This is a genomic window from Mycobacterium ulcerans subsp. shinshuense, from assembly GCF_002355775.1.
Taxonomy (GTDB): Bacteria; Actinomycetota; Actinomycetes; order Mycobacteriales; family Mycobacteriaceae; genus Mycobacterium; species Mycobacterium marinum.
In genome coordinates this window covers 5,403,493-5,428,560 of the sequence record NZ_AP017624.1, presented here as the reverse complement: position 1 = coordinate 5,428,560, position 25,068 = coordinate 5,403,493, and the positions used below count along the sequence as shown (strand labels likewise).

22 protein-coding genes and 2 pseudogenes are annotated in these 25,068 nt (G+C 65.5%); 20 read left to right on the top strand and 4 right to left on the bottom strand.

Annotated features, from left to right (window positions below):
- The first annotated feature begins 14 nt into the window (after positions 1-14).
- On the top strand, positions 15-935 hold the full coding sequence (locus tag SHTP_RS24150) for an LLM class F420-dependent oxidoreductase (RefSeq protein WP_096372017.1): 921 nt from the start codon (positions 15-17) through the stop codon (positions 933-935).
- Between the two features lie 22 nt (positions 936-957).
- Here SHTP_RS24150 and SHTP_RS24145 read toward each other — a convergent pair whose 3' ends face one another.
- Together SHTP_RS24145 and SHTP_RS24140 are read right to left on the bottom strand one after the other, a co-directional pair.
- Entirely contained in the window at positions 958-1,635 is a 678-nt protein-coding gene (locus SHTP_RS24145) for a DUF427 domain-containing protein (RefSeq protein ID WP_096372016.1), read from the bottom strand.
- Positions 1,632-2,785, bottom strand: a pseudogene (locus SHTP_RS24140) (phosphotransferase). The gene SHTP_RS24145 and the pseudogene SHTP_RS24140 overlap by 4 nt, the downstream one beginning before the upstream one ends.
- 117 nt (positions 2,786-2,902) lie before the next feature.
- On the opposite strand from SHTP_RS24140, the gene SHTP_RS24135 reads away from it, so the two are divergent.
- From SHTP_RS24135 to SHTP_RS24095, 9 genes and pseudogenes are all read left to right on the top strand, one after another.
- Positions 2,903-4,072: a CoA transferase gene (locus SHTP_RS24135; protein WP_096372015.1), complete on the top strand. Its 1,170-nt coding sequence runs from the start codon at positions 2,903-2,905 to the stop codon at positions 4,070-4,072.
- A gap of 142 nt (positions 4,073-4,214) precedes the next feature.
- Positions 4,215-4,763 (top strand): hypothetical protein, encoded by a 549-nt coding sequence (locus SHTP_RS24130; RefSeq protein WP_096372014.1) that lies wholly within the window; start codon positions 4,215-4,217, stop codon positions 4,761-4,763.
- A 37-nt stretch (positions 4,764-4,800) separates the two neighbouring features.
- Positions 4,801-5,505, top strand: a complete 705-nt coding sequence (locus SHTP_RS24125) for a hypothetical protein (protein ID WP_012392377.1) — start codon at positions 4,801-4,803, stop codon at positions 5,503-5,505.
- Positions 5,502-6,710 (top strand): annotated as a pseudogene (locus tag SHTP_RS24120) (cytochrome P450). The gene SHTP_RS24125 and the pseudogene SHTP_RS24120 overlap by 4 nt, the downstream one beginning before the upstream one ends.
- 1 nt (position 6,711) lies before the next feature.
- Positions 6,712-7,680, top strand: coding sequence for a zinc-binding dehydrogenase (locus SHTP_RS24115; protein WP_096372013.1), 969 nt, complete (start codon positions 6,712-6,714; stop codon positions 7,678-7,680).
- On the top strand, positions 7,677-8,438 hold the full coding sequence (locus tag SHTP_RS24110) for an HpcH/HpaI aldolase family protein (protein ID WP_096372012.1): 762 nt from the start codon (positions 7,677-7,679) through the stop codon (positions 8,436-8,438). The genes SHTP_RS24115 and SHTP_RS24110 overlap by 4 nt, the downstream gene beginning before the upstream one ends.
- A complete protein-coding gene (locus SHTP_RS24105) occupies positions 8,435-9,169 on the top strand; it encodes an SDR family NAD(P)-dependent oxidoreductase (protein WP_096372011.1) in 735 nt (244 codons plus the stop codon). Before SHTP_RS24110 ends, SHTP_RS24105 begins: the two co-directional genes overlap by 4 nt.
- The gene (locus tag SHTP_RS24100; RefSeq protein ID WP_096372010.1) at positions 9,166-10,758 is read left to right on the top strand and encodes a flavin-containing monooxygenase; all 1,593 of its coding nucleotides are present in this window, start codon (positions 9,166-9,168) and stop codon (positions 10,756-10,758) included. The genes SHTP_RS24105 and SHTP_RS24100 overlap by 4 nt, the downstream gene beginning before the upstream one ends.
- Positions 10,695-11,609 (top strand): alpha/beta hydrolase fold domain-containing protein, encoded by a 915-nt coding sequence (locus SHTP_RS24095; RefSeq protein ID WP_096372643.1) that lies wholly within the window; start codon positions 10,695-10,697, stop codon positions 11,607-11,609. Before SHTP_RS24100 ends, SHTP_RS24095 begins: the two co-directional genes overlap by 64 nt.
- Positions 11,610-11,613: 4 nt before the next feature.
- Here SHTP_RS24095 and SHTP_RS24090 read toward each other — a convergent pair whose 3' ends face one another.
- The gene (locus SHTP_RS24090; RefSeq protein ID WP_197706205.1) at positions 11,614-12,720 is read right to left on the bottom strand and encodes an alcohol dehydrogenase catalytic domain-containing protein; all 1,107 of its coding nucleotides are present in this window, start codon (positions 12,718-12,720) and stop codon (positions 11,614-11,616) included.
- A gap of 38 nt (positions 12,721-12,758) precedes the next feature.
- On the opposite strand from SHTP_RS24090, the gene SHTP_RS24085 reads away from it, so the two are divergent.
- The 3 genes from SHTP_RS24085 to SHTP_RS24075 all read left to right on the top strand — a co-directional run bounded on the left by SHTP_RS24085 (position 12,759) and on the right by SHTP_RS24075 (position 15,121).
- A complete protein-coding gene (locus SHTP_RS24085) occupies positions 12,759-13,232 on the top strand; it encodes an acyl-CoA thioesterase (RefSeq protein ID WP_096372008.1) in 474 nt (157 codons plus the stop codon).
- Positions 13,233-13,388: 156 nt separating this feature from the next.
- Positions 13,389-14,591 (top strand): ISAs1-like element IS2404/ISMul1 family transposase, encoded by a 1,203-nt coding sequence (locus SHTP_RS24080; protein ID WP_420873047.1) that lies wholly within the window; start codon positions 13,389-13,391, stop codon positions 14,589-14,591.
- 89 nt (positions 14,592-14,680) lie between these two features.
- Positions 14,681-15,121 carry an SRPBCC family protein gene (locus SHTP_RS24075; RefSeq protein WP_015354174.1) on the top strand — a complete coding sequence of 147 codons (441 nt, stop codon included), beginning with the start codon at positions 14,681-14,683 and terminating at the stop codon, positions 15,119-15,121.
- Between the two features lie 24 nt (positions 15,122-15,145).
- On the opposite strand, the gene SHTP_RS24070 is transcribed toward SHTP_RS24075, so the two are convergent.
- A complete protein-coding gene (locus SHTP_RS24070; protein WP_096372006.1) occupies positions 15,146-15,838 on the bottom strand; it encodes a GntR family transcriptional regulator in 693 nt (230 codons plus the stop codon).
- A 159-nt stretch (positions 15,839-15,997) separates the two neighbouring features.
- On the opposite strand from SHTP_RS24070, the gene fadD5 reads away from it, so the two are divergent.
- The 7 genes from fadD5 (at position 15,998) to SHTP_RS24035 (ending at position 25,049) form a co-directional block, all read left to right on the top strand.
- Positions 15,998-17,647, top strand: a complete 1,650-nt coding sequence (gene fadD5, locus SHTP_RS24065; protein ID WP_096372005.1) for a fatty-acid--CoA ligase FadD5 — start codon at positions 15,998-16,000, stop codon at positions 17,645-17,647.
- A 242-nt stretch (positions 17,648-17,889) separates the two neighbouring features.
- Positions 17,890-18,666: an MlaE family ABC transporter permease gene (locus tag SHTP_RS24060; protein WP_015354177.1), complete on the top strand. Its 777-nt coding sequence runs from the start codon at positions 17,890-17,892 to the stop codon at positions 18,664-18,666.
- 1 nt (position 18,667) lies between these two features.
- Entirely contained in the window at positions 18,668-19,537 is an 870-nt protein-coding gene (locus tag SHTP_RS24055; protein WP_012392390.1) for an MlaE family ABC transporter permease, read from the top strand.
- Positions 19,538-19,541: 4 nt separating this feature from the next.
- Positions 19,542-20,846, top strand: a complete 1,305-nt coding sequence (locus SHTP_RS24050) for an MCE family protein (RefSeq protein ID WP_096372004.1) — start codon at positions 19,542-19,544, stop codon at positions 20,844-20,846.
- Positions 20,843-21,883, top strand: a complete 1,041-nt coding sequence (locus SHTP_RS24045; protein ID WP_096372003.1) for a virulence factor Mce family protein — start codon at positions 20,843-20,845, stop codon at positions 21,881-21,883. Before SHTP_RS24050 ends, SHTP_RS24045 begins: the two co-directional genes overlap by 4 nt.
- Complete coding sequence (locus SHTP_RS24040) at positions 21,880-23,445, top strand: virulence factor Mce family protein (RefSeq protein WP_012392393.1); 1,566 nt, start codon at positions 21,880-21,882, stop codon at positions 23,443-23,445. The genes SHTP_RS24045 and SHTP_RS24040 overlap by 4 nt, the downstream gene beginning before the upstream one ends.
- Positions 23,442-25,049 (top strand): virulence factor Mce family protein, encoded by a 1,608-nt coding sequence (locus SHTP_RS24035; RefSeq protein ID WP_096372002.1) that lies wholly within the window; start codon positions 23,442-23,444, stop codon positions 25,047-25,049. Before SHTP_RS24040 ends, SHTP_RS24035 begins: the two co-directional genes overlap by 4 nt.
- Positions 25,050-25,068 lie beyond the last annotated feature (19 nt).

Here is a 25,068-nt window from a genome sequence, read left to right as displayed (position 1 = left end):
GGGCGGGAATATCGTTGCGCTTCATCATCACCCACCCGATTCACAGTCATCCGTACCACCCCGAACTCGCCTCCGGCGCCGGCGTCGCGGCCGTCGCGGCGGCGGCCGAGCGGGCCGGCTTTCACGGCTTCGGCTTCACCGACCACCCGGCACCGTCGCAGCGCTGGCTCGAGGCGGGAGGCCACGACTCGCTGGATCCTTTTGTCGCACTGGGCTTTGCGGCGGCACAAACGACGTCACTGCGCTTGATACCCAACATCGTCGTCTTGCCGTATCGCAACCCGTTTGTGGTGGCGAAGTCCGCTGCCACGCTGGATCTACTGTCGGGTGGTCGGTTCATCTTCGCGGTCGGCGTGGGTTATCTCAAGCGGGAGTTCGCGGCGCTGGGTGTGGACCATGCCGAACGCGCCGAGCTGTTCGACGAGGCACTGCAGGTGATCCGGGCGGTCTGGACCAGCGACGACATATCCTTTGAGGGACGCCATTTCAGCGCGCGGGGAATCACCGCCCACCCCCGCCCGGCCAGCAATCCCTACCCGCCCATCTGGGTGGGCGGTAACACGGCGGCAGCGCGCCGACGCGTCGCCGTCCACGGGGACGGCTGGTGTCCTTTCCCTGCGCCGGCACCGCTGGCGCAGACGGCGGGCACTGCGGCCATCGACTCGGCGGATCGGCTCGCCGCCGGTATCGACGATTTGCGGCGCAAATGTGACGCGGCGGGCCGGGACTTCTCCGCGATCGATGTCACCTTCACCAACTTCGACGGCGGCGGTCCGGCAAGCGCGGACTTCAATGCCGACGCCTACCTGGGCGGTTTGGAAAAGCTGGCGACGCTCGGGGTGACGTGGGTGCACGTCGGTCTGCCCGGTGACGGCCTTGCGCACGCGCTGGAATGTATCGACCGATTTCGCGTCCAGGTGATCGAAGCGGCCTGAGCCTGGCGCCCCGATGTGCCGGCTACCTTGCTGGCAACTCCGCGGTGACCTGCACGACCCCTTCGTCGAAGCTCAAGAACCCTTTGATCGGAACGCTTTCCGGCGGCGGATCTTCGTAACTCCAGGCGATGTCAGGGGCGACCATGTCGCCGACGACGGCCGACCAGTAGGTCGCCACGCCCTTGTAGTTGCAGTGGCTGGAGGTCTGTGACCTCACCAGCAGGTCGGTGCGTACCTGCGCGGGCGTCACATACAGACGTGGTTGCAGCGAAGTTTCGAACACGATCACCGTGTCCTGGGTGTTCACCAGCGTGGTGCCGGCCAGCTCGACGTGCAGCTGCCGCGTGGTCGGGCGGCAGTCGACGCGGTGGTAGGGATTCGGCGGGTAGTGCACGAGTCGGCGGCCCTCTTCGAGCCACATGTCGACGGCATCCCACCGAACATGGACGAAGCCGGGTGCGGCGGTCTCGGGCTGAGTCGGTAGGTCAGTGATCTCGTCGGTGGGAAACACGTAGCGCAGCGGGTGGCCCCGTCGGTGCACCATCAGCGCGCGCTCGGTGTCGATTACCAGGCGCCCATTGCGAAATGCCTGGATACGCCGAGGATGTGGCTCGACGTAGACCAAACCATCGGGCACCGGCGGGCAGAAGAGCCCGGCCGGATGCGTGCTGAGCGGGCCATGCCCGGCCGCCAGGCTCATGACGTTCCTCCTAGATCGGCGGCCCGTAACGCGGCCACGGTCTGCAGGTCGTGCAAGGCCGCGACTGTCAGGTCCAGGCCGGTGAGCGCGATGTCTGCGGCCTGCATGCCGCCCAGGCCGGCCACGATCGTGGTTGCGACATAGGCGTAGGCGGCGGCTTGTCGATAGCGCAGCCATAGCTCTTCGCGGTCCAGCTCCGGTCCGCCGGCGGCGGCCAATGCACGGCGGTAGACGTCGAGCAGTTCGCGCTCGGTGACCCGACGGTCGGTGGTGGTCATGCCGGTGATCAACGTGTAAGCGAGATCGCGGGCGGGGTGGCCGAGCCGGACCGCCTGCCAGTCGAGCAGACCCGCCGCGAGCGGGCCGCCCGATGAGCGGAAATACCAATTACCCGGGTGCGCGTCGCCGTGCAGCACGGTGTGTGGCGGTGCGTCGATGAGTCCGGTGATCGCCCGGTAGTGCTCGAAGACAAAGTCGCGACCTGGCAGGAGCGCCGCGGCGTGCCCGCCCAACCTGCGCCACGAGGCCCGCAGCATGGTGGGAACCAGCGGCACGCTCGGATCACGCGAGGCCGCATACAGCCATCCAAATGGTCGGACACCGCCGTGATTGAGCCGTACCCAGTACGTCGCGTGCAGGCGGGCAAGCAGTTCGACCACCAGGGCGGCCTGATCGTTGTCGAACGGATGCAGCGTGTCCGAGAAATCGCATGTCCCTTCGGCGGGAGCTGCCAAGTCTTCCAGGACAAGCACGAATCGGCCGGTCAGCGGATCGAACGCGCAGCCGTATGCCGTTGGGGCGTCGGGCGCTAACTCGGGGACAGGTCGCGGTAGAAACTCACCTCGGTCTCGGCCAGCCGGCCCAGCTCGCCGATAAATCTGGTCGCGGCCGTAGCCGCCGCCATCTTGACGAACACCGACTCGGGAACGTCGTTGCCGCTCAGCGCTAGTCGGGCCCGCGACGTCGTCCCACTGCTGTCATCGAGCACCGACACCGAGGACACCCTGCGCCCCATGATTTCCGACAACGCCGGCGGATCCAGGTCGTGGATGCGGCGGGGGAATGCTCTGGCGTTGCGCAGCACGGCGTCGGTTGCCACCCGGCCGAGGCCACGGCCGAGATGAGTGGCTAGGCGAGCCAGCGCGATCACCCTGTTCTCCGGCAAGGCACCACCCCTGCATTTACAAATGTTGTAAACATTGTAAATGCAGAGCCTGGGTGCCGATGCGGGCGCGATGCCGCGTGCCTACCGGAGTAGGAAGGAGCCATGGCGGGACCGGTGGAAGGCATCAAGGTTGTCGGGCTCGGGGTCTGGGTCGCGGCGCCGGCCGCGGCCGCCATTCTGGCCGACTGGGGTGCCGACGTGATCAAGATAGAACCGCCGGCCGGCGATCCGGGCCGGCTGTTCGGCCGGATGCTGGGCTGCGATCTCGGGATGAACCCGCCGTTCGAGATGGACAACCGCTGCAAGCGCAGCGTCGTGCTGGACCTGTCCACCGACACCGGCCGCGAGCTTGCGTACGAATTGCTCTCCGACGCTGATGTTTTCATCACCAACGTGCGCCCGGCGGCGTTGCGACGGCTGGGGCTCGACTTCGCTGCGGTGTCCGATCGCAACCCACGCCTCGTCTACGGGCTCATCACCGGGTACGGAGAGACCGGGCCCGACGCCGATCGCGCCGCCTATGATGTGGCGGCCTTCTGGTCGCGCGGTGGCCTCGCGCATCTGCTCACCCGGCCCGGGGACACGCCGCCGTTTCAGCGCGGCGGCATGGGGGACCACACGACCGGCATGACCTTGGCCGCCGCCGTCTGTGCCGCGCTGCTGGCGCGGGAGCGGACCGGGACGGGCCAGTTGGTGAGCACATCGCTGTATCGCCAGGGGGCCTACACCGTGAGCTTTGACCTCAACACCTACCTGCTCACCGGTCAGCAGATCGCAATCGGACAACGTGAATCAATGGGCAACCCGTACATGAACAACTACACCGCCGGCGACGGGCGACGATTCTGGATCGTCGGACTGGAGATCGACCGGCACTGGCCCGCCCTGTGTCGCGTCGTTGAACGCCCCGACTGGCTGGCCGATCCGCGCTACGGCGATGCGCGCGGGCGTGCGACCAACGCGGTAGAGCTCATCGCGCAACTGGACCAGATCTTCGCGACCAGGTCTCTCGCCGAGTGGACCGAGATCTTCGACGCTGAACCGGATTTCTTCTGGTCGCCGATCAACAGCCTCGAAGACATCGTCGCCGACGAGCAGTTCCATGCCGCTGGCGGCATCGTTGACGTGCCGGACGGGGCCTCGAGTGTGCCGATGGTGGCAACCCCCGCCGACTTTCACGGCACACCATGCACGCCACGTTCGGTGGCGCCGCAGCTCGGTCAGCACACCGACCAAGTGCTGGGTGAACTGGCGGCGCGCCGCAAGTCCTGACCGCGCGCGAGACTTTACAAAATATCCCGAAAGTGTCCCACTGTCCGATGAGGGGCGGGCGGCTCGGTGTGGCGGGCGGCCCATGGCAAACGCGGCAGTCCGCGCGGGTCCGGCTGTGGTCCCGTGCAAGAGGGATGGATCGATGCTCACTCCAACTTTGGACCTCGGCGCCACGGCGGACGGGGGCACGCTACGACGAACCGATGCCGACGACGACGGCCTGCACTATCGGGTCGAGGTCGTGGCCGCCAGCTTCATCGACGTAGTTCAGGCGGCTGGAGGCTGGCTGTGCGACCGGGTGATGGCCGGCTGGCAGGTGCGAGTGCTGGTGCCCGGCGGCGACGATATCCGGCCGCTGCAGATCCTCGGGGCAACCGCGATGGAGCTGGAAGCGGGTCTGACCGGCCGCGCTCCGATGGGCCACAGCCTGGCCGTCGGCGCCGCCGCCTTTGCCGCCGATGAGCGAGTGCGCGCGAAGCTAACCGAAGCCCTGCAGTGCCGGTGGACCGAAGTTGCGCTGTGGGGTCAGGGGTGGCCGCTGGGGGTCGATCGCGCGATCGCCCCGGTGCAACACGTGCTCAGTGCCGCGGCACTGGCGTTCAAAAGGCAGGCGCTAACGGCGGCCGGAATTCCTTACGGCTGTGTTGTTTCCGTCGAGCAGCTACTCGCCGACACGGCGTGGTCGGGCTAGCCGGGGAACCCGGTGAACCCGAGGAACCTGAGGGTCGATGAAAAAATATTACGGGCATACGCTGCTGTATCTGCACGAGACGATCAAGCTGGGATCCGGGCGAAGCGACCGCTTCACCGAACTGTTTGTCCAAGTCTGTCAGCCGATGATGGAGGAGCTTGGCGCCCGGCTGTTCGCGATCTGGGAGTCCACCCCCTACAACGGCCGCTGGCCAGAGGTGACGATCATCTGGGAGATAGATGGCTTCGCCGACTATTCCAGGATTGGTGCCGCACAGGCCAAAGGCGGCAGCCAGGAGGCCGCGGCCGGGAAGTGGGCCGCATTCCTGGCGGACATCGGAGCGCGTGGCGAGGGGCGGATCATGTACCCGGGTCCGGCCAACAAGACCCTGGCACAGCTACGCGCATCCAATTTCACTGCCCCGCTGGTGATTCAAGAGATCATGCAAACCAAGCCGGGCCGCCAAGATGACTACATCCGAGAACTCGAGCGACTCTATGTGCCCTGGTCGGAGCGCACGGGCAAACACTGGCTCGGCTCCTTCACCACGACGTTTCGCTACAACGAGGTCATCCACTACTGGGCGCTGGAAGGCGGCTGGGAGTGCTTTGCCAACCACTACCCGTCCTGGAAGGAGAGCCCGCCCGCCGAGATCGTCACATGGATGAGCGTGGCCCCGGCGCTGCGTGACGGCTGGGAAGACTCCATTCTGCAGTCCCTACCGCCTTCGCCGCTGCAGTGAACTTCAGCTACGACCCTTTCGGCGCCCGGGTGATGGCCGACCCGTTGCCCTAGTATCGCGTCCTGCGCGACCAACACCCGGTGTACTACCTGCCGCAATGGGATACCTTCGCGATCTCGCGCTTCGACGACATCTGGCGGGTACTGGAAGTCAACGACGGAACGTTCGTCGCGTCGGAGGGGACGTTGCCGGCCGCGTCGGTGCTGGCCCGGCACAATAGCGGCCCGGTGGACGACCCGCCGTGGCATCCGCTGCCGTTTCATGCGGTCTTCGACGCACCGTTGTACGGCGAGATCCGCCGCGCGCACTCCCCACCGCTTCGGCCCAAGTCCGTGGCCGGGCTCGAAGCCAGAATCCGCGAGCTAGCCAACGAACGACTCAACCGGCTGCTGCCGCAAGGCTCATTCGACCTCACCTAAGACTACGGCGGTGTGGTGGTGGCCAGCATCGTATGCGAACTACTGGGAATGCCAGCCTCTTTGGCGCCAGAGGTGCTTGCCGCCGTCAATGCGGGCAGCCTCACCGAACCTGGCGTCGGCGTCGACACCGCCGAGACTCGGCCCAACTATCTGGAGTTCCTGGTCCCGGTCGTGCGGCAGCGCCGGGCGGATCCGACCGGGGAGCTTCCGGTTGTTGACGGCCTGATGCGCTACCGATTGCCCGACGGCAGTGCGCTCGACGACACCGAGGTTGCCACCCAGATGCTCTGCATCTTCATCGGGGGAACCGAGACCGTGCCCAAGATCGTGGCGCACGGGCTGTGGGAGCTCAGCCGGCGTCCCGACCAGTTGGCGGCGGTGCGCACCGACCCGCAGTCCAACGTGAACGTCGCGCGCGAGGAGATGATCCGCTATTGTGCCCCCGCACAATGGTTTGCCCGAACCGCACGCAAGCCGTTCACCATAGGCGACCAAACCATCGAGCCGGGCCAGCGCGTCATCACGCTGCTGGCTTCGGCCAACCGCGACGAGCGTGAGTACCCGGATCCCGACGAGTTCATCTGGGATCGGCCGATCCGGCGCTCCCTGGCGTTCGGCCGTGGTCAGCACTTCTGCATCGGGTATCACCTGGCCAGGCTCGAAATCTCGGTACTACTGCAGGAATGGTTCCGGCGGGTGCCCGAATTCCAGATCTGCGCAGCGCAGGCCACCCGATTGCCATCCAGCTTCCAGTGGGGATGGAACAAGATCCCGGTGGAGGTTTGACGTGTGGTCCTATCGAATCATTGCCCCCTACCTGTTCGGGCGCACCTCGATCGCCGACAAGACACCCGAGTGCTTGGCGGAAGGGCAAGTGCTGCTGCGGTTTCAGGCCGCCGGGGTGTGTGGCAGCGACCTGCCCGCCTTTCGCGGTGCCAGGGGACACCTGCCCGGAGATGACGGCCACAGCGCGGCGGCCAAGGACGGCTTCCCGATTCACGAAGTGGCCGGTGAAGTCATCGCCAGCAGGCATCGCGCCCACCACCAGGGCGACCGCGTGGTGGGCTGGGCATCGGGATTCGACGGCCTGATGCAGCGGGTGATCGCCGATGGGGACGGCTTGGCGCCCTATGACCCGGGGCTTACTCCCACTCAAGCGGTCGGCCTGCAGCCGCTGGCCTGTGTGCTGTACGCCTGCGCGCAACTACCGGATCTGACGGGTCGGCACGTCGCCGTCATCGGACAGGGGTCGATCGGGCTGCTCTTCTCCCATGCCGCGAAAGTGGCGGGGGCCCGCCGGGTAACGGGGGTCGAGCCGATCGACCGGGAGAACCTTTCGGCAACATTCGGAGTCGACGACGCCGTCCGGGCCACCAGCGATCGCTGGGTGAGCCAGCTGGGCGCCGGCGATCGTGCCGACATCGTCATCGAAGCCGTCGGACATCAGGTCGCTACCCTGGGGCACGCCATCGACGCCGCGGCGCCGGGGGGCACCGTGTTCTATTTCGGCGTCGCCGACGACGACGCCTACCCGATCAGCATGCGCACCATGCTGCGCAACAACCTGACCCTGAAATCCGGTGTCACCCAGGATCGCCGGCGCATGCTCGAACTCGCCGGGAAGTTCGCCGCCGAGCACCCCGAACTGCTCAGCGGCTATCTCACGCACAATTTCGACGTCGAAGACGTGCAGGCGGCGTTCGAACTGGCGTGCCGGCCGGTGCCCGAACGGGTGAAAATCGCGATCACCGCATGAAGGTCGTCAGCAACCTCCAACAGCGGCTCGGCCGGGGCACGCCGCTCTGGGGTGGCTGGATCACCGGTCCAACGTGGCTGGGGCCGGAGGAATTTGCCAGGGCCGGCTACGATTACGTCGGTTTCGACACCCAGCACGGTTACCTTGACGACGCCGACGTTGCCGGCCTGCTCCGGCGACTCGAAGGTGTGCCCATCGCCACCGTGGTGCGGTTGCCGAATGCGGATCCGGGACCGATAGGGCGGGTGCTCGACGCCGGCGCCGATGCCGTCATCATCGCGATGATCGAGTCGGCCGAACAGGCCGCCGCGGCGGTGGCCGCCACCCGCTATCCGCCGGCCGGGGTGCGCAGCTACGGCCCGCTGCGGGCAAGCCTGGGCACCGATCCCGCCGAGCTGCAATCCCGGGCGGGCGTCTATGCGATGGTCGAGACCGCCGCGGCGCTCTCGACCATCGATGACATCTGCGCGGTTGACGGTCTGGCCGGAATCTATGTCGGACCCGCGGATCTGGCGATTTCGCTGGGAACCGGCGTCGTCGGCGCGCTCGATCACGCAGCGGTCCGGCAGGCCGTCGTCGGAATCCACCGCGCGGCTTCGGCGGCGAGCCTACACACCGGCATCCACGCCGGCGCCGCAAAGGCGGGTAAAGCGATGGCGCAGCTGGGATTCGAGATGATCACCCTGGCGGCCGAGTCCCAAGCGCTGCGCCGGGGAGCCGCGGAATACTTGAACGAGGCGACGGCGGGCACCCTATGACCGGCGGCGGGCGCGTCGCGCTGGTAACCGGAGCCGCCGGCGGGCAGGGGTGGGCGATTGTCCAACGACTGCGCGCCGAAGGCCACTCGGTGGCGGCATGCGATCTACGCGCCGACCGACTCGATGCGCTGGTCGCCGAGTCGGGCGACGATGCCGTGATTTCCCTGGCCCTGGATGTGACCGATGAAGCGCAATGGCAGGAGGCCGTCGAGCGCGCCGTCACCCGATTCGGGGCGTTGACCGCACTGATCAACAATGCCGGCGTGCTGCACCGTGCGGCGCTGGTCGATGAGACGGCCGCCGGCTTCGAAAGTGGCTGGCGGGTCAACTGTCTGGGTGCCTTCCTTGGCATGCGGGCGGCGCTCGGCGCGCTGAGCGCGGCCGAAGGCCCGGTGATTGTCAACATCTGCAGCACCGGGGCGATCCGGCCATTCCCACACCACTGCGCCTATGGTGCGGCCAAGTGGGCACTAAGGGGCCTGACCCAAACGGCTGCGGCCGAATTGGCGCCCGCCGGTTTCCGGGTCAACGCGGTGTTCCCGGGGCCGATCGCGACGTCCATGCTCGATGAGCCGACTCAGGCTCGGCTGGCGGCGGTTTCGATGTTCGGCCGGCTGGGCCGGCCCGCCGAAGTCGCCGATGCGGTGGCGTTCTTGGTCTCCGAGAACTCATCATTCATCACGGGATCCGAACTCGTGGTCGACGGCGGACAGTGCCTGCAGGTGCCATGACCAGCCCGCTATCGGTCGGCATCATCGGCGCGGGCCCCGGCGGGCTGGCGCTGGGAATTCTGCTGAAAAACCGTGGCTTTGAGAACTTCACCATCTTCGACCGAGAATCCGACGTGGGCGGCACCTGGCGGATCAACACCTATCCGGGACTGGCCTGCGACGTGAAGTCGCACCTGTACTCGTACTCGTTCGACCTCAATCCGGGCTGGTCACGGCTGTGGTCCGGACAGCCCGAGATATTGGCATACTTTCAGCGCTGCGCCGATCGGTACGGGCTGCGACCCCATCTGCGGCTGGGCACCGAAATACGATCCGCACGTTGGGAAAGCCAGACCCGGCAGTGGACCCTGAGCACCGCGGACGGTGAACAGCACCAATTCAGTGTCGTGGTATCGGCCGTCGGCATCTTCAGCCGGCCGGCCTATCCGGATCTCGTTGAGCAGCAGCGCTTCACCGGAACCGTGATGCACTCGTCGCGGTGGGATCACTCGGTGCCGCTCGCGGGCGCCCGAATCGCGGTGCTGGGTACCGGTTCGACCGCGGCGCAGCTGGTGCCGGAGTTGGCCAAGGTCGCGGATCGGGTGTACTCGATACAACGGTCACCGACCTGGATATTGCCCAAGCCGGATCCGCCCTACTCCCGCTGGGAACGCTGGGTCTTCGCCCACGTTCCGTTTGCCGCGCGGCTATACCGGACCCGGCTGTGGCTGCGCAGCGAGTCGAATATCTCCGTGATCGAGCACGGCAGCCCGAAGACCAAAGAATTCACGGAGCTGGCGTTGCGGATGCTCGAAAACACGGTCAGCGACCCGCAATTGCGTCGCCAACTCACCCCGGACCATCCGATGGGCTGCAAGCGCCTGGTGTTCTCATCGGAGTTTCTGACCGCCCTGACCCGCCCGAATGTTGAGCTGGTGACCAGCCCGGCCCGCTACCTGAGGCAACGATCGTTGGTCACCGCGGACGGCGCCGAATACGACGTCGACGTCGTGGTGTGCGCCACCGGCTATGCCGCGGCCGACTATCTGGGTCAGCTGGAAGTCCTCGGAGAGGACGGTGCTGGGCTGCATGAAGTCTGGCGGGACGGGGCGCACGCTTATCTGGGGATTGCCGTACTCGGCTTTCCCAACTTCTTCATGCTCTACGGACCCAATACGAATGTCGGCTCCAACAGCGTGATCTTCATGCTCGAAGCCCAGGCCCGCTGCATTGTGGCGGCGCTGGCCCATCTGCGGCGCAAATCCAAGACCTACATCGCGGTGCGTCCGGGGGTGCTGGCCGAATTCATAGCCAAGGTCGACCGGTGGATGACAGGGACGGTCTGGACCACCGAGTGCAGCAACTACTTTCGTGCGCCCAACGGGCGTGTGGTCACGCAATGGCTGCGCAGCGCGCGTAGCTTTTGGGGGATGACGCGCCGCTTCAAGCCCGCAGACTTCAGCTTCCAGCCCGCTGTCGTGTTCGCCGCGGACGGTGGCGACCGCAACGCGGGGCAGCGGCGACCCAACCCGAGGCCGTCGATCGGCTGGACCCCTTGCTGCGCGCCGTCGCGACGGCGCGAATCGACTTCACCGCGGAGTCGATCCTGACGATGCGCGAGTCGATGAACCAGCGCCGCCGGGAGGCGGCCGCGACCGAGACGGCCGCCGCCGGGGTAGCGGTGGCCGACGATGTTGCCACCGGGGAGGCCGGCAGGCCGGTGCCGGTCCGCATCTACCGGGCTGCCCCGACGCCGGCGCCGGTAGTCGTTTACTGCCACGCGGGTGGCTTCGCCTTGGGAAATCTCGACACCGACCACCGGCAGTGCCTGGAGCTGGCTCGTCGTGCCCGCTGTGCGGTGGTTTCGGTCGACTACCGGCTGGCGCCCGAACACCCCTACCCGGCGGCATTGCGCGACGCGATCGAGGTGCTGACGTGGGTGGTTGGCAACGCGACACGGTTGGGATTCGACGCGCGGCGGCTGGCGGTGGCCGGTAGCAGCGCCGGCGCCACCCTGGCCGCCGGCCTGGCGCACGGCGCCGCCGACGGGTCGCTGCCACCGGTCATCTTCCAGCTGCTGCACCAGCCGGTGCTCGACGATCGCCCCACCGCATCCCGGTCGGAGTTCCGCGCCACCCCGGCCTTCGATGGTGAGGCGGCGAGTCTCATGTGGCGTCATTACCTGGCCGGGCAGACACCTTCACCGGAGTCGGTCCCGGGCCGGCGCGGTCAACTGGCAGGCCTGCCAGCGACGTTGATCACCTGCGGCGAGATCGATCCGTTTCGCGACGAAGTGCTCGATTACGCGCAGCGGCTGCTGGGAGCCGGGGTATCCACCGAACTGCACATCTTCCCGCGCGCCTGCCACGGGTTCGATTCGCTACTACCGGAATGGACGACCTCGCAGCGGCTGTTCGCGATGCAGGGTCATGCCCTGGCGGACGCGTTCTACCCGGATTAGTGGGTCAGAACACGATGATTTGACGCACGGCGGTGCCGTCGGCCAGGTGGTCCATCGCCTCATTGAGGTCGTCCAGCCGAATCGTCGCGGACACCAGCGATTCCACCGGCAGGCGTCCGGATTGCCACAACGACACGAACCGCGGGATGTCGCGGCTGGGGACCGCCGAGCCTAGGTAGCTACCGATGAGTGAGCGCCCCTCGGCGACGAAGCCCAACGGTGCGACGCTGATCCGCGCATCCGGCGGGGGCAGGCCGACGGTGATGGTGCGGCCGCCGGGTGCGGTCAGCCCGATCGCGGTCTCCAGCGCCGCCGGGTGCCCGGCCGCCTCGATCACCACGTCGGCTTTCACGCCTGCGGCAGCGGCCTGCTGTGGGGTATAGGTGGCGCTGGCCCCGAGGGCTTCTGCGGCCGAGAGCTTTTGGGGCAATTGGTCCACGCCGAATACCGCGACGCCGTCCTGAGTCAAGGCGGTGAGCACCGCGGCCATCCCGACCCCCCCGAGCCCGACGACGGCGACCGACTGCCCGGCTACCGGCTTGCCGACATTGAGCACCGCGCCTCCGCCGGTCAACACCGCGCATCCCAGTAGTGCGGCCACCTGCGGGGGCACCTCGTCGGGCACCGCAACCGCGCTGGCCCGATTCACCACGGCATGTGTCGCGAAACCCGAGACGCCGAGGTGGTGGTAGATGGGTTGCCCAGAACGGCTGATCCGGATGCCGCCACCGAGCAAGGTTCCGGCGGCGTTGGTCGCGCTGCCCGGTGCGCAGGGGGTGATGCCCTCGGTGGCGCAGGACGGGCAGTGGCCGCAGCGCGGCAGGAACACCAGCACCACCCGCTGGCCGACGGCCAGATCGTCGACCCGGTCGCCGACCCGCTCGACGATTCCGGCCGACTCATGGCCCAGCAGCATCGGCACCGGCCGGACCCGATTGCCGTCGACCACCGACAGGTCGGAGTGGCACACGCCCGCGGCCTCGATGCGGACCAGCACCTCGTCGTCGCCCGGAGGATCGAGATCGAGATCGACGACGCTGATGGGACGAGATTGGGCGTACGGCCGGGGCGAACCGATTCGCTCCAGGACCGCACCCCGGATGTGAATCATGTTGGAATACAACCATGGCTGAAGTCCCAGTTCCATCGGTGCCCGCGGGGCCGTCCCCGGACGAGCTGTCCAGCGGTGATTTTCCGGTGCTCTGGCCGGTGCTCACCCGCTGGGCCGACAACGACATGTTCGGCCACCTCAACAACGCCGTCTACTACCAGCTGTTCGACACGGCCATCAACGCCTGGATCAACACCCGCACCGGCCTTGACCCGCTCACCACCGCCGCGCTGGGCATCGTCGCGGAGTCGGGCTGTCGATACTTCTCCGAACTGCATTTCCCGCAAGAGCCCGTGGTGGGGCTGGCGGTGACGCGGCTGGGCCGCAGCAGCGTCACCTACCGCCTTGCGGTGTTCAACTCCAGTCCCGGCGCCGGGGAGGGACCGGCTGGGCCGGGGCCGATCGCCGCGCTGGGGCACTGGGTGCACGTCTACGTTGACCGCGTCAGCCGCAAACCCGTTCCGATCCCCGAGACCATCCGCACATTGCTGGCCACCGCGTGCGTGAATTAGGTACCGGCACACCCAGGGCTCCGGCGTTGTTGATTAGCAGGCTTGTGAGCTGGGTTGATGATCTTTGGTGCCGCGCTATTGGGGCCGGAGTGTAGGCACGGGCTATCTGGAGAACGATCGAGTTGGTTACTGTTCGTCGTTGGTCTGGAGTTGCCCGTGCCTACCGTTTCAGTATTGCCTGTGTCGTCGGTTCCAGAGGTGTTCGACCGCTGGAGTCCTGGTGAGCGCAGCGGGCTCATCGGATCGGAGTTTCTCGATGTGTTGGCCTCGGTGCCAGACCCGAGGGGCCCACGCGGTCGGAGGTATTCGCTGATGGCTTTGTTGGCGATCGCGGTTCTGGCCACTGCCGCGGGGATGCGCGGCTATGCTGGTTTTGCCACATGGGCGGCCACCGCTCCTGATGATGTGTTGGCCCAATTAGGGGTCCGGTTCCGGCGGCCCAGTGAGAAGACCTTCCGCGCTGTTTTGTCTCGGCTAGACCCCGCCGACCTCAACGCCAGGATGGGCAGTTACTTCACTGCACACGTGGCCAGCAGCGACCCCAGTGGATTGGTGCCGATCGCGTTGGACGGCAAGATGCTGCGTGGTGCTTTACGCGCCAAAGCGACAGCCACGCATCTCGTGTCGGTGTTCGCCCACCGTGCCCGATTGGTGCTCGGTCAACTCGCTGTCGCCGAGAAAAGCAATGAAATTCCCTGCGTACGTGCCCTGCTCACGCTGCTGCCGGGTAGCTTGCGGTGGCTGGTCACCGTGGATGCGATGCATACCCAGGTCGTCACCGCGAAGTTGATCTGCGCCACCTTGAAGTCGCACTACCTGATGATCGTCAAGTCCAACCAAGCCAAAATACTTGCGCGTATCACCGCGCTGCCCTGGGCCGAGGTGCCCGCAGCCGCTACCGACGACTCCCGCGGCCACGGCCGTGTCGAGACCCGCACCCTGCAAATCATCACCGCTGCACGAGGAATCGGCTTCCCCTACGCAAAACAAATCATCCGGATCACTCGTGAACGCTTGATCACCGCCACCGACCAGCGCAGCGTGGAGGTGGTCTATGCCATCTGCAGCCTGCCGTTCGAGCACGCCCGCCCTACCGCGATCATGACCTGGATGCGTCAACACTGGGGAATCGAGAACAGCCTGCACTGGATACGCGACGTCACCTTCGACGAAGACCGTCAAAGGGCACATACCGGAAACGGCGCACAGGTCCTAGCAACGCTACGCAACACCGCGATCAATCTGCACCGCCTCAACGGCGCCGACAACATCGCCGAAGCCTGCCGGATCACTGCTTTGACCGCCAACCGCCGCCTAGACCTCCTCAATCCACAATTCCCCAGCTCACAAGCCTGCTAATCAACAACGCCGGAGCCCTGCCGGCACACCCTAATCACCGGCCTGGCTGCACGCCCGACGCCTGCCGAGTGCCCAGGTATGCTTCGCCAATGCCAGTTTTGAGCAAGACCGTCGAAGTCAGCGCCGACGCCGGATCGATCATGGGGATCGTCGCAGATATCGAGCGGTACCCCGAATGGAACGAAGGGGTCAAAGGGGCCTGGGTGCTGGCTCGCTACGACGACGGCCGTCCCAGCCAGGTGCGGCTTGACGCCTCGGTTCAAGGCTTCGAGGGCGTCTACATCCACGCCGTGTACTACCCGGGCGAGAATCAGATTCAAACCGTCATGCAGCAGGGCGATTTGTTCCTCAAGCAGGAGCAGTTGTTCAGCGTGGTGGAAGCCGGTGCCGCCAGTTTGCTGACGGTGGACATTGACGTCGAGCCCAGCATGCCGGTGCCGCCGCCGATGGTGAAGCTGCTACTCAACAATGTGCTCGAGCAACTCGCCGCAAATCTCAAATTGCGTGCCGAACAATTGACCGCCGGCTAGAAAATTCGGCGGAATTCCACGGGGTCAGTTGAAGATTCCGTTGGTCTCCAGCATTTGCGTCAGCCGGTGCGCGGCATCGGTGAATTGCCAGACACTGTGCTCGATCACCGCCGCGGTATCGCGGCGCCGCAATGCCGCGATCAATTGCCGATGATTGTCCACCGCTGCGGCACCCCATTGCGGGTCGCTGGCGTAGAGCTGCGCGGGCATGTAGCGCGCGGCATTGAGCAGAAACCAGGCCAACTTGATCCGCCCGCTGGATTGGTTGAGGACGCGGTGGAACGCGAATTCCAGCGCGGCGATCGCCTCGGTATCGCTGGCCCCGACCGCCGCGGTGAGCGCATCGTTGATGTGCTCGAGTTCCCCGATGTCGACTTCACTGATTCGTTCGGTGGCGGTGACCGTAAGTTCGCGGGCGATGGTGGCCTGCAGCCAGAAGATGGCGTCGATGTCCTGGCGGGTCAGCGGCAACACCACATGACCACGGTGCGGCTCCAGCTGCACCATGCCCTCACCGCGCAGCTTCAGTAGGGCTTCGCGAACCGGGGTGATGCTCACCCCGAGTTCGGCCGCGGTCTCATCGAGGCGGATGAACGTTCCCGGTCGCAACGTTCCGGACATGATGGCCGCTCTCAGATGGCCGGCGACTTCGTCGGACAACTGCGCGCGGCGTAGTGGCCGCCGGCTTTTGCGACGCGCGGACAGCGGTATGTTCATACGGCCTGCCAGGTCTTTCCGGATCGTGGCGGGGCTTTACGTGGTCTTGTCTCGGGTCTTGTTTGGGGCCGCCGGGCACATTAATGTGACCCAGGCAACACCATGTTTTATCAAATATCAGTCTGACGCAAGCGGTGCGCAAGTGAAGGGACTGCATAGTTGACCGCGGAACTGGCCAGCCACCTGCCGCAGGCCGCTCACGCCCTGGAGCAGCCTTATTTGGCTCGCCGGCAGAACTGGGTCAACCAACTCGAGCGGCATGCCATGATGCAGCCGCGGGCCACCGCGATCAGGTACCTCGGTCACACCGTGACGTGGGCTGACCTGCGATATCGGGTTGCCGCGCTGGCCGGTTCCCTAAGCCGCCGAGGGGTCGGCTTCGGGGACCGGGTGATGATCCTGATGCTCAACCGCACCGAGTTCGTCGAGTCTGTTCTGGCCGCCAACATGCTGGGTGCCATCGCGGTTCCGCTGAATTTCCGGCTCACGCCGTCCGAAATTGCGTTCCTGGTGGAGGACTGCGCACCGCGTCTGGTCATCACCGAAGAAGTGCTGGCCCAGGTCGCCGTGGGCGTCCGCGAGATCGCTCCCGCACTGAGCACGATCGTGGTAGCCGGCGGCGCATCCGATCCCACCGTGGTGGGCTACGACGAGCTCATCAGTGAGACCGGTGACCCACCCGAACCGGTCGACATCCCCAATGACTCGCCGGCGCTGATCATGTACACCTCCGGCACCACCGGCCGGCCCAAGGGCGCGGTGCTGACACACACGAACCTCACCGGCCAGGTGATGACGGCGCTCTACACCGGCGGTGCCAATATCAACAGCGACGTGGGTTTCATCGGCGTCCCGTTTTTCCACATCGCCGGGATCGGCAACATGCTCAGCGGAATGCTGCTCGGCGTCCCCACCGTGATCTATCCACTGGGCGCGTTCAACCCCGGCCAGCTGCTCGACGTGCTGGAGGCCGAACGGGTCAGCGGCATCTTTCTGGTGCCCGCCCAGTGGCAGGCCGTCTGCGCGGAACAACAAGCCCGGCCACGTGAACTGAGCTTTCGGGTGATGTCGTGGGGGGCCGCACCGGCACCGGATGCGTTGCTGCGTCAGATGTCAGAGGTTTTCCCGGGAACGCAGATCATGGCGGCGTTCGGTCAGACCGAGATGTCTCCGGTCACCTGCATGCTGCTCGGCGAAGATGCGATCCGAAAGCGAGGTTCGGTCGGCAAAGTGATCCCGACCGTCTCCGCTCGCGTCGTCGACGACGAGATGAACGACGTGCCCATCGGTCAGGTCGGCGAAATCGTTTACCGGGCACCAACACTGATGAGCGGATACTGGAACAACCCGGAAGCGACCGCAGAAGCGTTCGCCGGCGGTTGGTTTCATTCCGGGGATCTGGTCCGGATGGACGAGGACGGCTACGTCTGGGTGGTGGACCGCAAGAAGGACATGATCATCTCCGGCGGAGAGAACGTTTACTGCGCCGAAGTGGAGAACGTGCTTGCCAGCCACCCCAGCATTGTCGAGGTCGCGGTGATCGGCCGAGCCGACGAAAAGTGGGGCGAGGTACCGATAGCGGTCGCGGCTGTAACGAAAGACCACCTTCGCATCGAAGACTTAGGTGAGTACCTGACCGAGCGGCTTGCACGTTACAAGCACCCGAAGGCGCTCGAGATTGTAGACGCACTACCGCGAAACCCTTCCGGGAAGGTGCTAAAAACTGAATTGCGTTTGCGCTACGGAGTAGGCGTCTACCCCGAAAGCCTTTCTGTGTCAAGGTCATTTGAATTCAGAGAGGGAAGCTAAGAAGGTCGAAAATGTTCGCTGGCTGCAGACGATGTGTTAATTGTGTGGATGCGGTTCACACGTAGACAGGCATCAGGTAGATTCCTGTGGTCTCGGTTACTGCCTGCCGGTAGTGAGCCGTCGGTCACACACCTAGGGACGGGGCAAGGAGGAGGCGTGCGACGAGATCGGCCGTGTAGCCGCGATCCGCGTGCTCCTATCGGGAAGGGGCAACGGTGACGACGTCTTCTGGCCCGCACCTGATGGGCTACCTTCGCGACCAGCTAGAGACACCGCTGACGATGGTCGGCGGGTTCTTCCGGATGTGTGTGCTGACCGGAAAGGCGCTATTCCGTAGGCCGTTCCAGTGGCGGGAACTCATTCTGCAGTGCTGGTTCGTCATGCGGGTGGCGCTGCTGCCGACCATCATGGTCTCCATCCCGCTGACGGTGCTGCTCATCTTCACGTTGAACGTCTTGCTCGCCCAGTTCGGTGCGGCCGACATCTCCGGCGCCGGTGCCGCGATCGGTGCGGTCACCCAGCTCGGCCCGCTGACCACCGTGCTGGTGGTGGCCGGTGCCGGCTCGACGGCCATCTGCGCCGATCTGGGAGCTCGCACCATCCGTGAAGAGATCGACGCGATGGAAGTGCTGGGCATCGACCCCATCCACCGACTGGTGGTGCCGCGCGTCATCGCCGCGACCTTCGTCGCCACCCTGCTCAACGCCCTGGTGATCACCGTCGGCCTGGTCGGCGGTTACCTGTTCGGTGTCTACCTGCAGAACATCAACGGCGGCGCCTACCTGGCCACGCTGACCACCATCACCGGCATGCCCGAGGTGACGATCGCGATGGTCAAGGCGGCGACGTTCGGCCTGATCGCCGGGCTGGTCGGGTGCTACCGCGGGCTGACGGTGCGCGGCGGTTCCAAGGGTCTGGGTACCGCCGTCAACGAGACAGTTGTGTTGTGCGTGGTCGCGCTCTACGCGGTCAACGTCATCTTGACCACGATCGGCGTGCGATTCGGGACGGGGCACTGACATGTCGACAGCCGCAGTACTGCGGGCCCGCTTCCCGAGGGCGATTGCGAACTTCAATCGCTACGCTGGCTCGGTCACCCGGGGACTCGATGAATCGGGGCGCCTGGCGTGGTTCATTCTGACCAGCCTCGGACAGTCGGGTCACGCGCTGCGTTACTACCGCAAAGAGATTCTGCGGCTGATCGCCCAGATCGGCATGGGTACCGGCGCGATGGCCGTCGTCGGCGGTACCGCCGCGATCGTCGGCTTCGTGACGCTCTCCGGTAGCTCGCTGATCGCCATCCAGGGTTTTGCGTCCCTGGGAAACATTGGTGTGGAGGCGTTCACAGGGTTCTTCTCCGCACTGGTCAACGTGCGTATCGCCGGTCCCGTGGTGACCGGGGTCGCGCTGGCGGCCACCGTCGGCGCCGGCGCGACGGCCGAGCTGGGAGCCATGCGGATCAGCGAGGAGATCGATGCCCTGGAGGTGATGGGCATCAAGTCCATTTCCTACCTGGCGTCCACTCGCATCATGGCCGGCCTGGTGGTGATCATCCCGCTGTATGCGTTGGCGATGATCATGTCGTTCTTCTCCCCGCAGATGGTCACGACGGTGCTCTACGGACAGTCGTCGGGCACCTACGAGCACTACTTCCGGACGTTCCTGCGTCCCGACGACGTCTTCTGGTCATTCTTGGAGGCCATCATCATCGCGGCGATCGTCATGGTCACGCACTGCTACTACGGCTACAACGCCGGCGGTGGACCGGTGGGTGTGGGCGAGGCGGTGGGGCGCTCGATGCGTTTCTCACTGGTCTCGGTCAATGTTGTTGTTTTGTGTGCCGCGTTGGCGCTCTACGGCGTCAACCCCAACTTCGCACTGACGGTGTAGCGCCATGACAAAACCGGGCAAGCTCAACAAGGTCAACGAACCGCCGTACAAGATCGCGGGCATCGCCCTGTTCTTGGTCGGCCTGCTTATCTTGTCCTTGGTCTACCTCCAGTTCCGTGGCGACTTCGATCGCAAGGTCAAGCTGACCATGTTCTCCGAGCGCGCGGGCCTGGTGATGGATCCGGGCTCGCAGGTCACCTACAACGGGGTCCAGATCGGGCGAGTCGACACCATCTCGGAGATCACCAGGGACGGCAAGCCGGCAGCAAAATTCGTCTTGAACGTCTATCCGCGATACCTGCCGCTGATACCGGAAAACGTGGACGCGCAGATCAAGGCGACCACGGTGTTCGGTGGCAAGTACGTGTCACTGACAACGCCGGAACATCCGTCGAACAAGAAGCTTTCGGCCCACAGCGTCATCAACGCCTCGGCGGTGACCACCGAAATCAACACCTTGTTCGAGACCCTGACCTCGATCTCCGAAAAGGTGGACCCGGTCAAGCTGAACCTGACGCTGAGCGCCGCCGCGGAAGCCCTCACCGGACTGGGTAACCGGTTCGGCGAGGCGATCGCCAACGGCAACGAGATCCTCGACGACATCAATCCGCAGATGCCTCAGGCGCGGCGCGACATCCAACAGTTGGCGGCCCTGGGTGACGTGTACGCCGACGCCGCACCGGATTTGTTCGACTTTCTCAACAACTCCGTGCCGACCGCACGCACCATCAATGCTCAGCAGCACGACTTGGACGCGGCGTTGTTGGCGGCGGTCGGATTCGGCAACACCGGCGCGGACGTCTTCGAGCGGGGTGGACCCTATCTGGCGCGCGGCGCCGCCGACCTGGTGCCAAGCGCCCAGCTGCTGGATACCTACAGCCCGGAGTTGTTCTGCACCCTGCGCAACTACCACGACGTCGAGCCGCAGGCCTACAAGTTCCTGGGCGGCAACGGCTACTCGCTGAACAGCCACACGACGCCGCTCTCCGCGTTGGGAATGATGCTCAACCCCGCCTCACTTGTGCCCCTGCTGATCTCGCAGGTCGGTGGCCTGGCTGCCGGTCTGGTCGGCGGGGCGCCCAACCCCTACATCTATCCCGAGAACCTGCCACGGGTGAATGCACACGGCGGGCCTGGGGGTGCGCCGGGCTGCTGGCAGAGCATCACCCATGACTTCTGGCCCGCGCCGGAGCTGGTCATGGACACCGGCAACAGTCTTGCGCCCTACAACCACTTGGAGACCGGTTCGCCCTTCGTACTGGAATATGTCTGGGGCCGTCAAGTAGGGGATTACACGATCAACCCATGAAAATCACCGGTACTGCAATCAGACTCGGCATCTTCTCGTTGGTGCTGATGCTCTTCAGCGTGATGATCATCATCGTGTTCGGTCAGATCCGCTTTGACCGTACGTATGCGTACTCGGCCGAGTTCAGCAATGCCAGTGGTCTGCGGCCGGGCCAGTTTGTTCGCGCCTCCGGGGTCGAGATCGGCAAGGTGAAGTCGGTATCGCTGATCGACGGCGGCAAACGGGTGCGGGTGAATTTCGACGTCGACCGATCGGTGCCGCTGTACCAGTCGACGAGCGCGCAGATCCGCTACCTCGACCTGATCGGCAATCGCTACCTCGAGCTCAAACGCGGCGAGGGCGACGGCTCGGATCGGATCATGCCGCCGGGTGGCTTCATCCCGTTGTCGCGGACCTCGCCGGCGCTGGACCTTGACGCCCTGATCGGTGGTTTCAAGCCGGTGTTCCGGGCGCTGGACCCCGACAAGGTCAACACCATCGCCTCGGCCCTGGTCACCGTATTTCAGGGGCAAGGCGGCGCCATCAACGACATTCTCGACCAAACCGCTCAGCTGACTTCGCAGCTTGCCGAGCGCGACCAGGCGATCGGTGAGGTGATCAAGAACCTCAACACCGTCCTGGACGCGACCGTGCGGCATCGCAAGGACTTCGATCAGACGGTCAACAACCTCGAGGTGCTGATCACCGGGCTCAACGAGCACCGCGACGATCTTTCCGGTGGCATCGCGCATGTCAGCAACGCGGCCGGAACCGTGGCCGACCTATTGGGTGAGGACCGTGCGCTGCTACACAAGACGGTCAACTACCTGGACGCCGTTCAGCAGCCGCTGATCGACCAGCGCCAAGAGCTCGCCGACTTCCTGCACAAGGTGCCGACGGCATTGAACATGATTGGGCGCGCGATCGGGTCCTATGGAGACTTCGTGAACTTCTACTCCTGCGACATCAGCCTCAAGATCAACGGGCTGCAGCCTGGTGGGCCCGTCCGAACGGTTCGACTTTTCTCGCAACCGACGGGTAGGTGCGCACCGCAATGAGGACACTAGAACCCCCCAACCGGCTTCGCATCGGGCTCATGGGCATCGTCGTGATGCTCGTGGTCGTCGGCGTGGGTCAGAGCTTCACCAGCGTGCCGATGATTTTCGCCAGGCCGAGCTACTACGGGCAGTTCACCGACTCCGGCGGAATCAACAACGGCGACAAGGTACGCATCGCCGGGCTGGACGTCGGCAAGGTCGAGGGCCTGCGGATCGACGGTGACCACATCGTCATGAAGTTCTCGATCGGCACCAACACCATCGGCACCGATAGCCGGCTGTCGATCCGTACCGACACGATTCTGGGTAAGAAGGTCGTCGAGATCGAGGCGCGCGGCAACCAGCCGCTGCGGCCGGGTGGCACGCTGCCGCTGGGCCAGAGCACCACGCCGTACCAGATCTACGACGCATTCTTCGACGTCACCCGGGCCGCCACCGGCTGGGACATCGACACGGTCAAGAAGTCGCTGCACGTGTTGTCGGAGACGATCGATCAGACCTATCCGCACCTGAGTTCCGCGCTCGACGGTGTCGCCAAGTTCTCCGACACGCTGGGTAAGCGCGACGACGAGCTCAAGCACCTGCTCGCCCAGGCCAACCAAGTGGCTAGCGTCCTCGGGGACCGCAGCGCGCAGGTCGACCGGCTGCTGGTGAACGCGAAGACTCTGCTGGTCGCCTTCAACGAACGTGGCCGCGCGATCGACGCGCTGCTGGGGAACATCGCATCGTTTTCAGCGCAGGTTCAGGGGCTGATCAACGACAACCCCAACCTCAATCACGTGCTTGAACAACTGCGCACGGTCAGCGACGTCCTGATCGAACGCAAAGAAGATCTCGCCAAGGGCCTCGAGATGGTCGGCGCATTCCTGCCATCGCTGAACGAGTCCATCGCGTCGGGCCCGTTCTTCAAGGTCGTCATTCACAACCTGGTCCCGGGCCAGATCCTGCAGCCGTTCATCGATGCAGCGTTCAAGAAGCGTGGCCTGTCCCCAGAGGACTTCTGGCGCAGTGCTGGGCTGCCGGAGTACCGGTTCCCCGACCCCAACGGCACTCGGTTCCCCAACGGCGCTCCGCCCCCGGGGCCTCGGGTGCTCGAAGGTACCCCGGACCACCCGCTTCCCGCGGTGCCACCCGGATCGCCCTGCTCGTACACGCCGGCCGCCGACGCGCTGCCCCGGCCGGACAACCCGCTGCCCTGCGCGGGCGTGCTGGAAGGTCCGTTCGGTGGGTTCGGCTTCCCGGCTCCGTTGGACGGTGTCGAGTCGTCACCGCCGAATCCTAACGGCCTGCCGCCGACGCCGGGTATTCCGATCGCCGGGCGGCCGGGCGAACCCGCGCCGGATGCTCCCGGTACCCCGGTGCCGTTGCCGCCGGATGCGCCGCCAGGTGCCCGCACCGAGCCGGTCGGACCGGCCGGGCCGACGCCACCCCCGTCAACGTTCGCTCCCGGGCTGCCGCCGGGTCCGCCCGCACCGCCTGGGCCCGGGCCGCAGCTGCCCGACCCGTACATCACCCCAGGTGGCACGGGAGGTAGTGGTGCGACGGGAGGTAGCCAGAATTGAGCACCATCTTTGACATCCGCAACATTCGGCTACCCAAGGTTTCCCGGGCGACCGTCATCATCGGGTCCCTGGTGTTGGTGCTCGGCCTGGTTGCCGCGTTCGTCGGCTTGAAGCTGTATCAGAAGCTGACCAACAACATCGTGGTCGCCTACTTCCCGAGTGCGAATGCCCTCTACCCGGGGGACAAGGTCCAGATCATGGGCCTGCAGGTAGGCAAGATCGACAACATCGAGCCGGCCGGCGACAAGATGAAGGTCACCTTCCACTACCAGAACAAGTACAAGGTGCCGGCCAATGCCTCCGCGGTGATCCTCAACCCGACCCTGGTCGCATCGCGCACCATCCAGTTGGAGCCGCCCTACAAGGGTGGCCCGGTGCTGGCCGACAACGCGGTGATCCCGCTGGAACGCACCCAGGTGCCCGTTGAGTGGGATGAGCTGCGCAACAGCATCACCAACATCATCGACAAGCTGGGCCCCACCAAGGATCAGCCGACCGGGCCGTTTGGCGAGGTTCTCGAATCCTTCGCGAACGGCTTGGAGGGCAAAGGCAAGCAGATCAACACCACGCTGGACAGCCTGTCGCGGGCATTGACCGCGCTGAACGAAGGCCGTGGCGACTTCTTCGCGGTGGTGCGCAGCCTGGCGCTGTTCGTCAACGCGCTGCACCAGGACGACAAACAGTTCGTGGCGCTGAACCAGAACCTCGCCGACGTCACCGGCCGGCTGGTGGGCTACGACCGCGACCTGTCCAATGCGCTGCAGCAGTTCGACAGCCTGCTGTCGACGGTGCGGCCGTTCCTGGACAAGAACCGCGAAGTGCTGACCTACGACGTCAACAACCTGGCCGAAGCGACCAACACTCTCCTGCAACCTGACCCGTTGAACGGTCTGGAGACGGCGTTGCACGTGCTTCCCACGGCCGCGTCGAACGTGAACCAGATCTACCACCCGGCGCACGGTTCGGTTGTCGCCGTACCGGAAATCACGTCCTTCGCGAACCCGATGCAGTTCGTCTGCAGCTCGATTCAGGCCGGCAGCCGGCTCGGCTACCAGGAGTCCGCCGAGCTGTGTGCGCAGTATCTGGCGCCCGTGCTGGATGCGATCAAGTTCAACTACTTCCCGTTCGGGTTGAACGCGTTCAACACCGCCGAGGTGCTGCCCAAGCAGGTCGCCTACTCCGAGCCCCGGCTGCAGCCGCCGAACGGATACAAGGACACGACCGTTCCGGGCATCTGGGTGCCGGACACTCCGCTGTCGCACCGCAACACCCAACCCGACTGGATCGTCGCTCCCGGAATGCAGGGCCAGCAGGTCGGGCCGATCACGGCGGGCCTGATGACTCCCGAGTCGCTTTCCGAGCTGATGGGTGGGCCCGACATCGAGCCCGTCCAGTCGACCCTGCAGTCACCGCCCGGACCGCCCAACGCCTACGACGAGTACCCGGTGCTGCCGCCGATCGGCTTGCAGGCTCCGGTACCAATACAGCCACCGCCGCCGGGTCCGGAAGTGATCCCAGGTCCCGTCGCCCCGACACCGGCGCCCGGACCGGCACCGGCACCAGTTGGAGCTCCTTTGCCCGCTGAGGCAGGGGCAGGACAGTGAGGCGCGGCGTGAGCGTGAT

Bases quoted from the DNA above. Each gene is read 5' to 3' on its own strand.
- SHTP_RS24110 (WP_096372012.1), top strand. From the start codon at position 7,677: ATGAAGGTCGTCAGCAACCTCCAACAGCGGCTCGGCCGGGGCACGCCG.
- SHTP_RS24075 (WP_015354174.1), top strand. From the start codon at position 14,681: ATGCCAGTTTTGAGCAAGACCGTCGAAGTCAGCGCCGACGCCGGATCG.
- SHTP_RS24045 (WP_096372003.1), top strand. From the start codon at position 20,843: ATGAAAATCACCGGTACTGCAATCAGACTCGGCATCTTCTCGTTGGTG.
- SHTP_RS24060 (WP_015354177.1), top strand. From the start codon at position 17,890: ATGGGCTACCTTCGCGACCAGCTAGAGACACCGCTGACGATGGTCGGC.
- SHTP_RS24090 (WP_197706205.1), bottom strand. From the start codon at position 12,720: ATGATTCACATCCGGGGTGCGGTCCTGGAGCGAATCGGTTCGCCCCGG.
- SHTP_RS24070 (WP_096372006.1), bottom strand. From the start codon at position 15,838: ATGAACATACCGCTGTCCGCGCGTCGCAAAAGCCGGCGGCCACTACGC.
- SHTP_RS24135 (WP_096372015.1), top strand. From the start codon at position 2,903: ATGGCGGGACCGGTGGAAGGCATCAAGGTTGTCGGGCTCGGGGTCTGG.
- SHTP_RS24100 (WP_096372010.1), top strand. From the start codon at position 9,166: ATGACCAGCCCGCTATCGGTCGGCATCATCGGCGCGGGCCCCGGCGGG.
- SHTP_RS24145 (WP_096372016.1), bottom strand. From the start codon at position 1,635: ATGAGCCTGGCGGCCGGGCATGGCCCGCTCAGCACGCATCCGGCCGGG.
- SHTP_RS24050 (WP_096372004.1), top strand. From the start codon at position 19,542: ATGACAAAACCGGGCAAGCTCAACAAGGTCAACGAACCGCCGTACAAG.
- SHTP_RS24040 (WP_012392393.1), top strand. From the start codon at position 21,880: ATGAGGACACTAGAACCCCCCAACCGGCTTCGCATCGGGCTCATGGGC.
- SHTP_RS24125 (WP_012392377.1), top strand. From the start codon at position 4,801: ATGAAAAAATATTACGGGCATACGCTGCTGTATCTGCACGAGACGATC.
- SHTP_RS24105 (WP_096372011.1), top strand. From the start codon at position 8,435: ATGACCGGCGGCGGGCGCGTCGCGCTGGTAACCGGAGCCGCCGGCGGG.
- SHTP_RS24055 (WP_012392390.1), top strand. From the start codon at position 18,668: ATGTCGACAGCCGCAGTACTGCGGGCCCGCTTCCCGAGGGCGATTGCG.
- SHTP_RS24130 (WP_096372014.1), top strand. From the start codon at position 4,215: ATGCTCACTCCAACTTTGGACCTCGGCGCCACGGCGGACGGGGGCACG.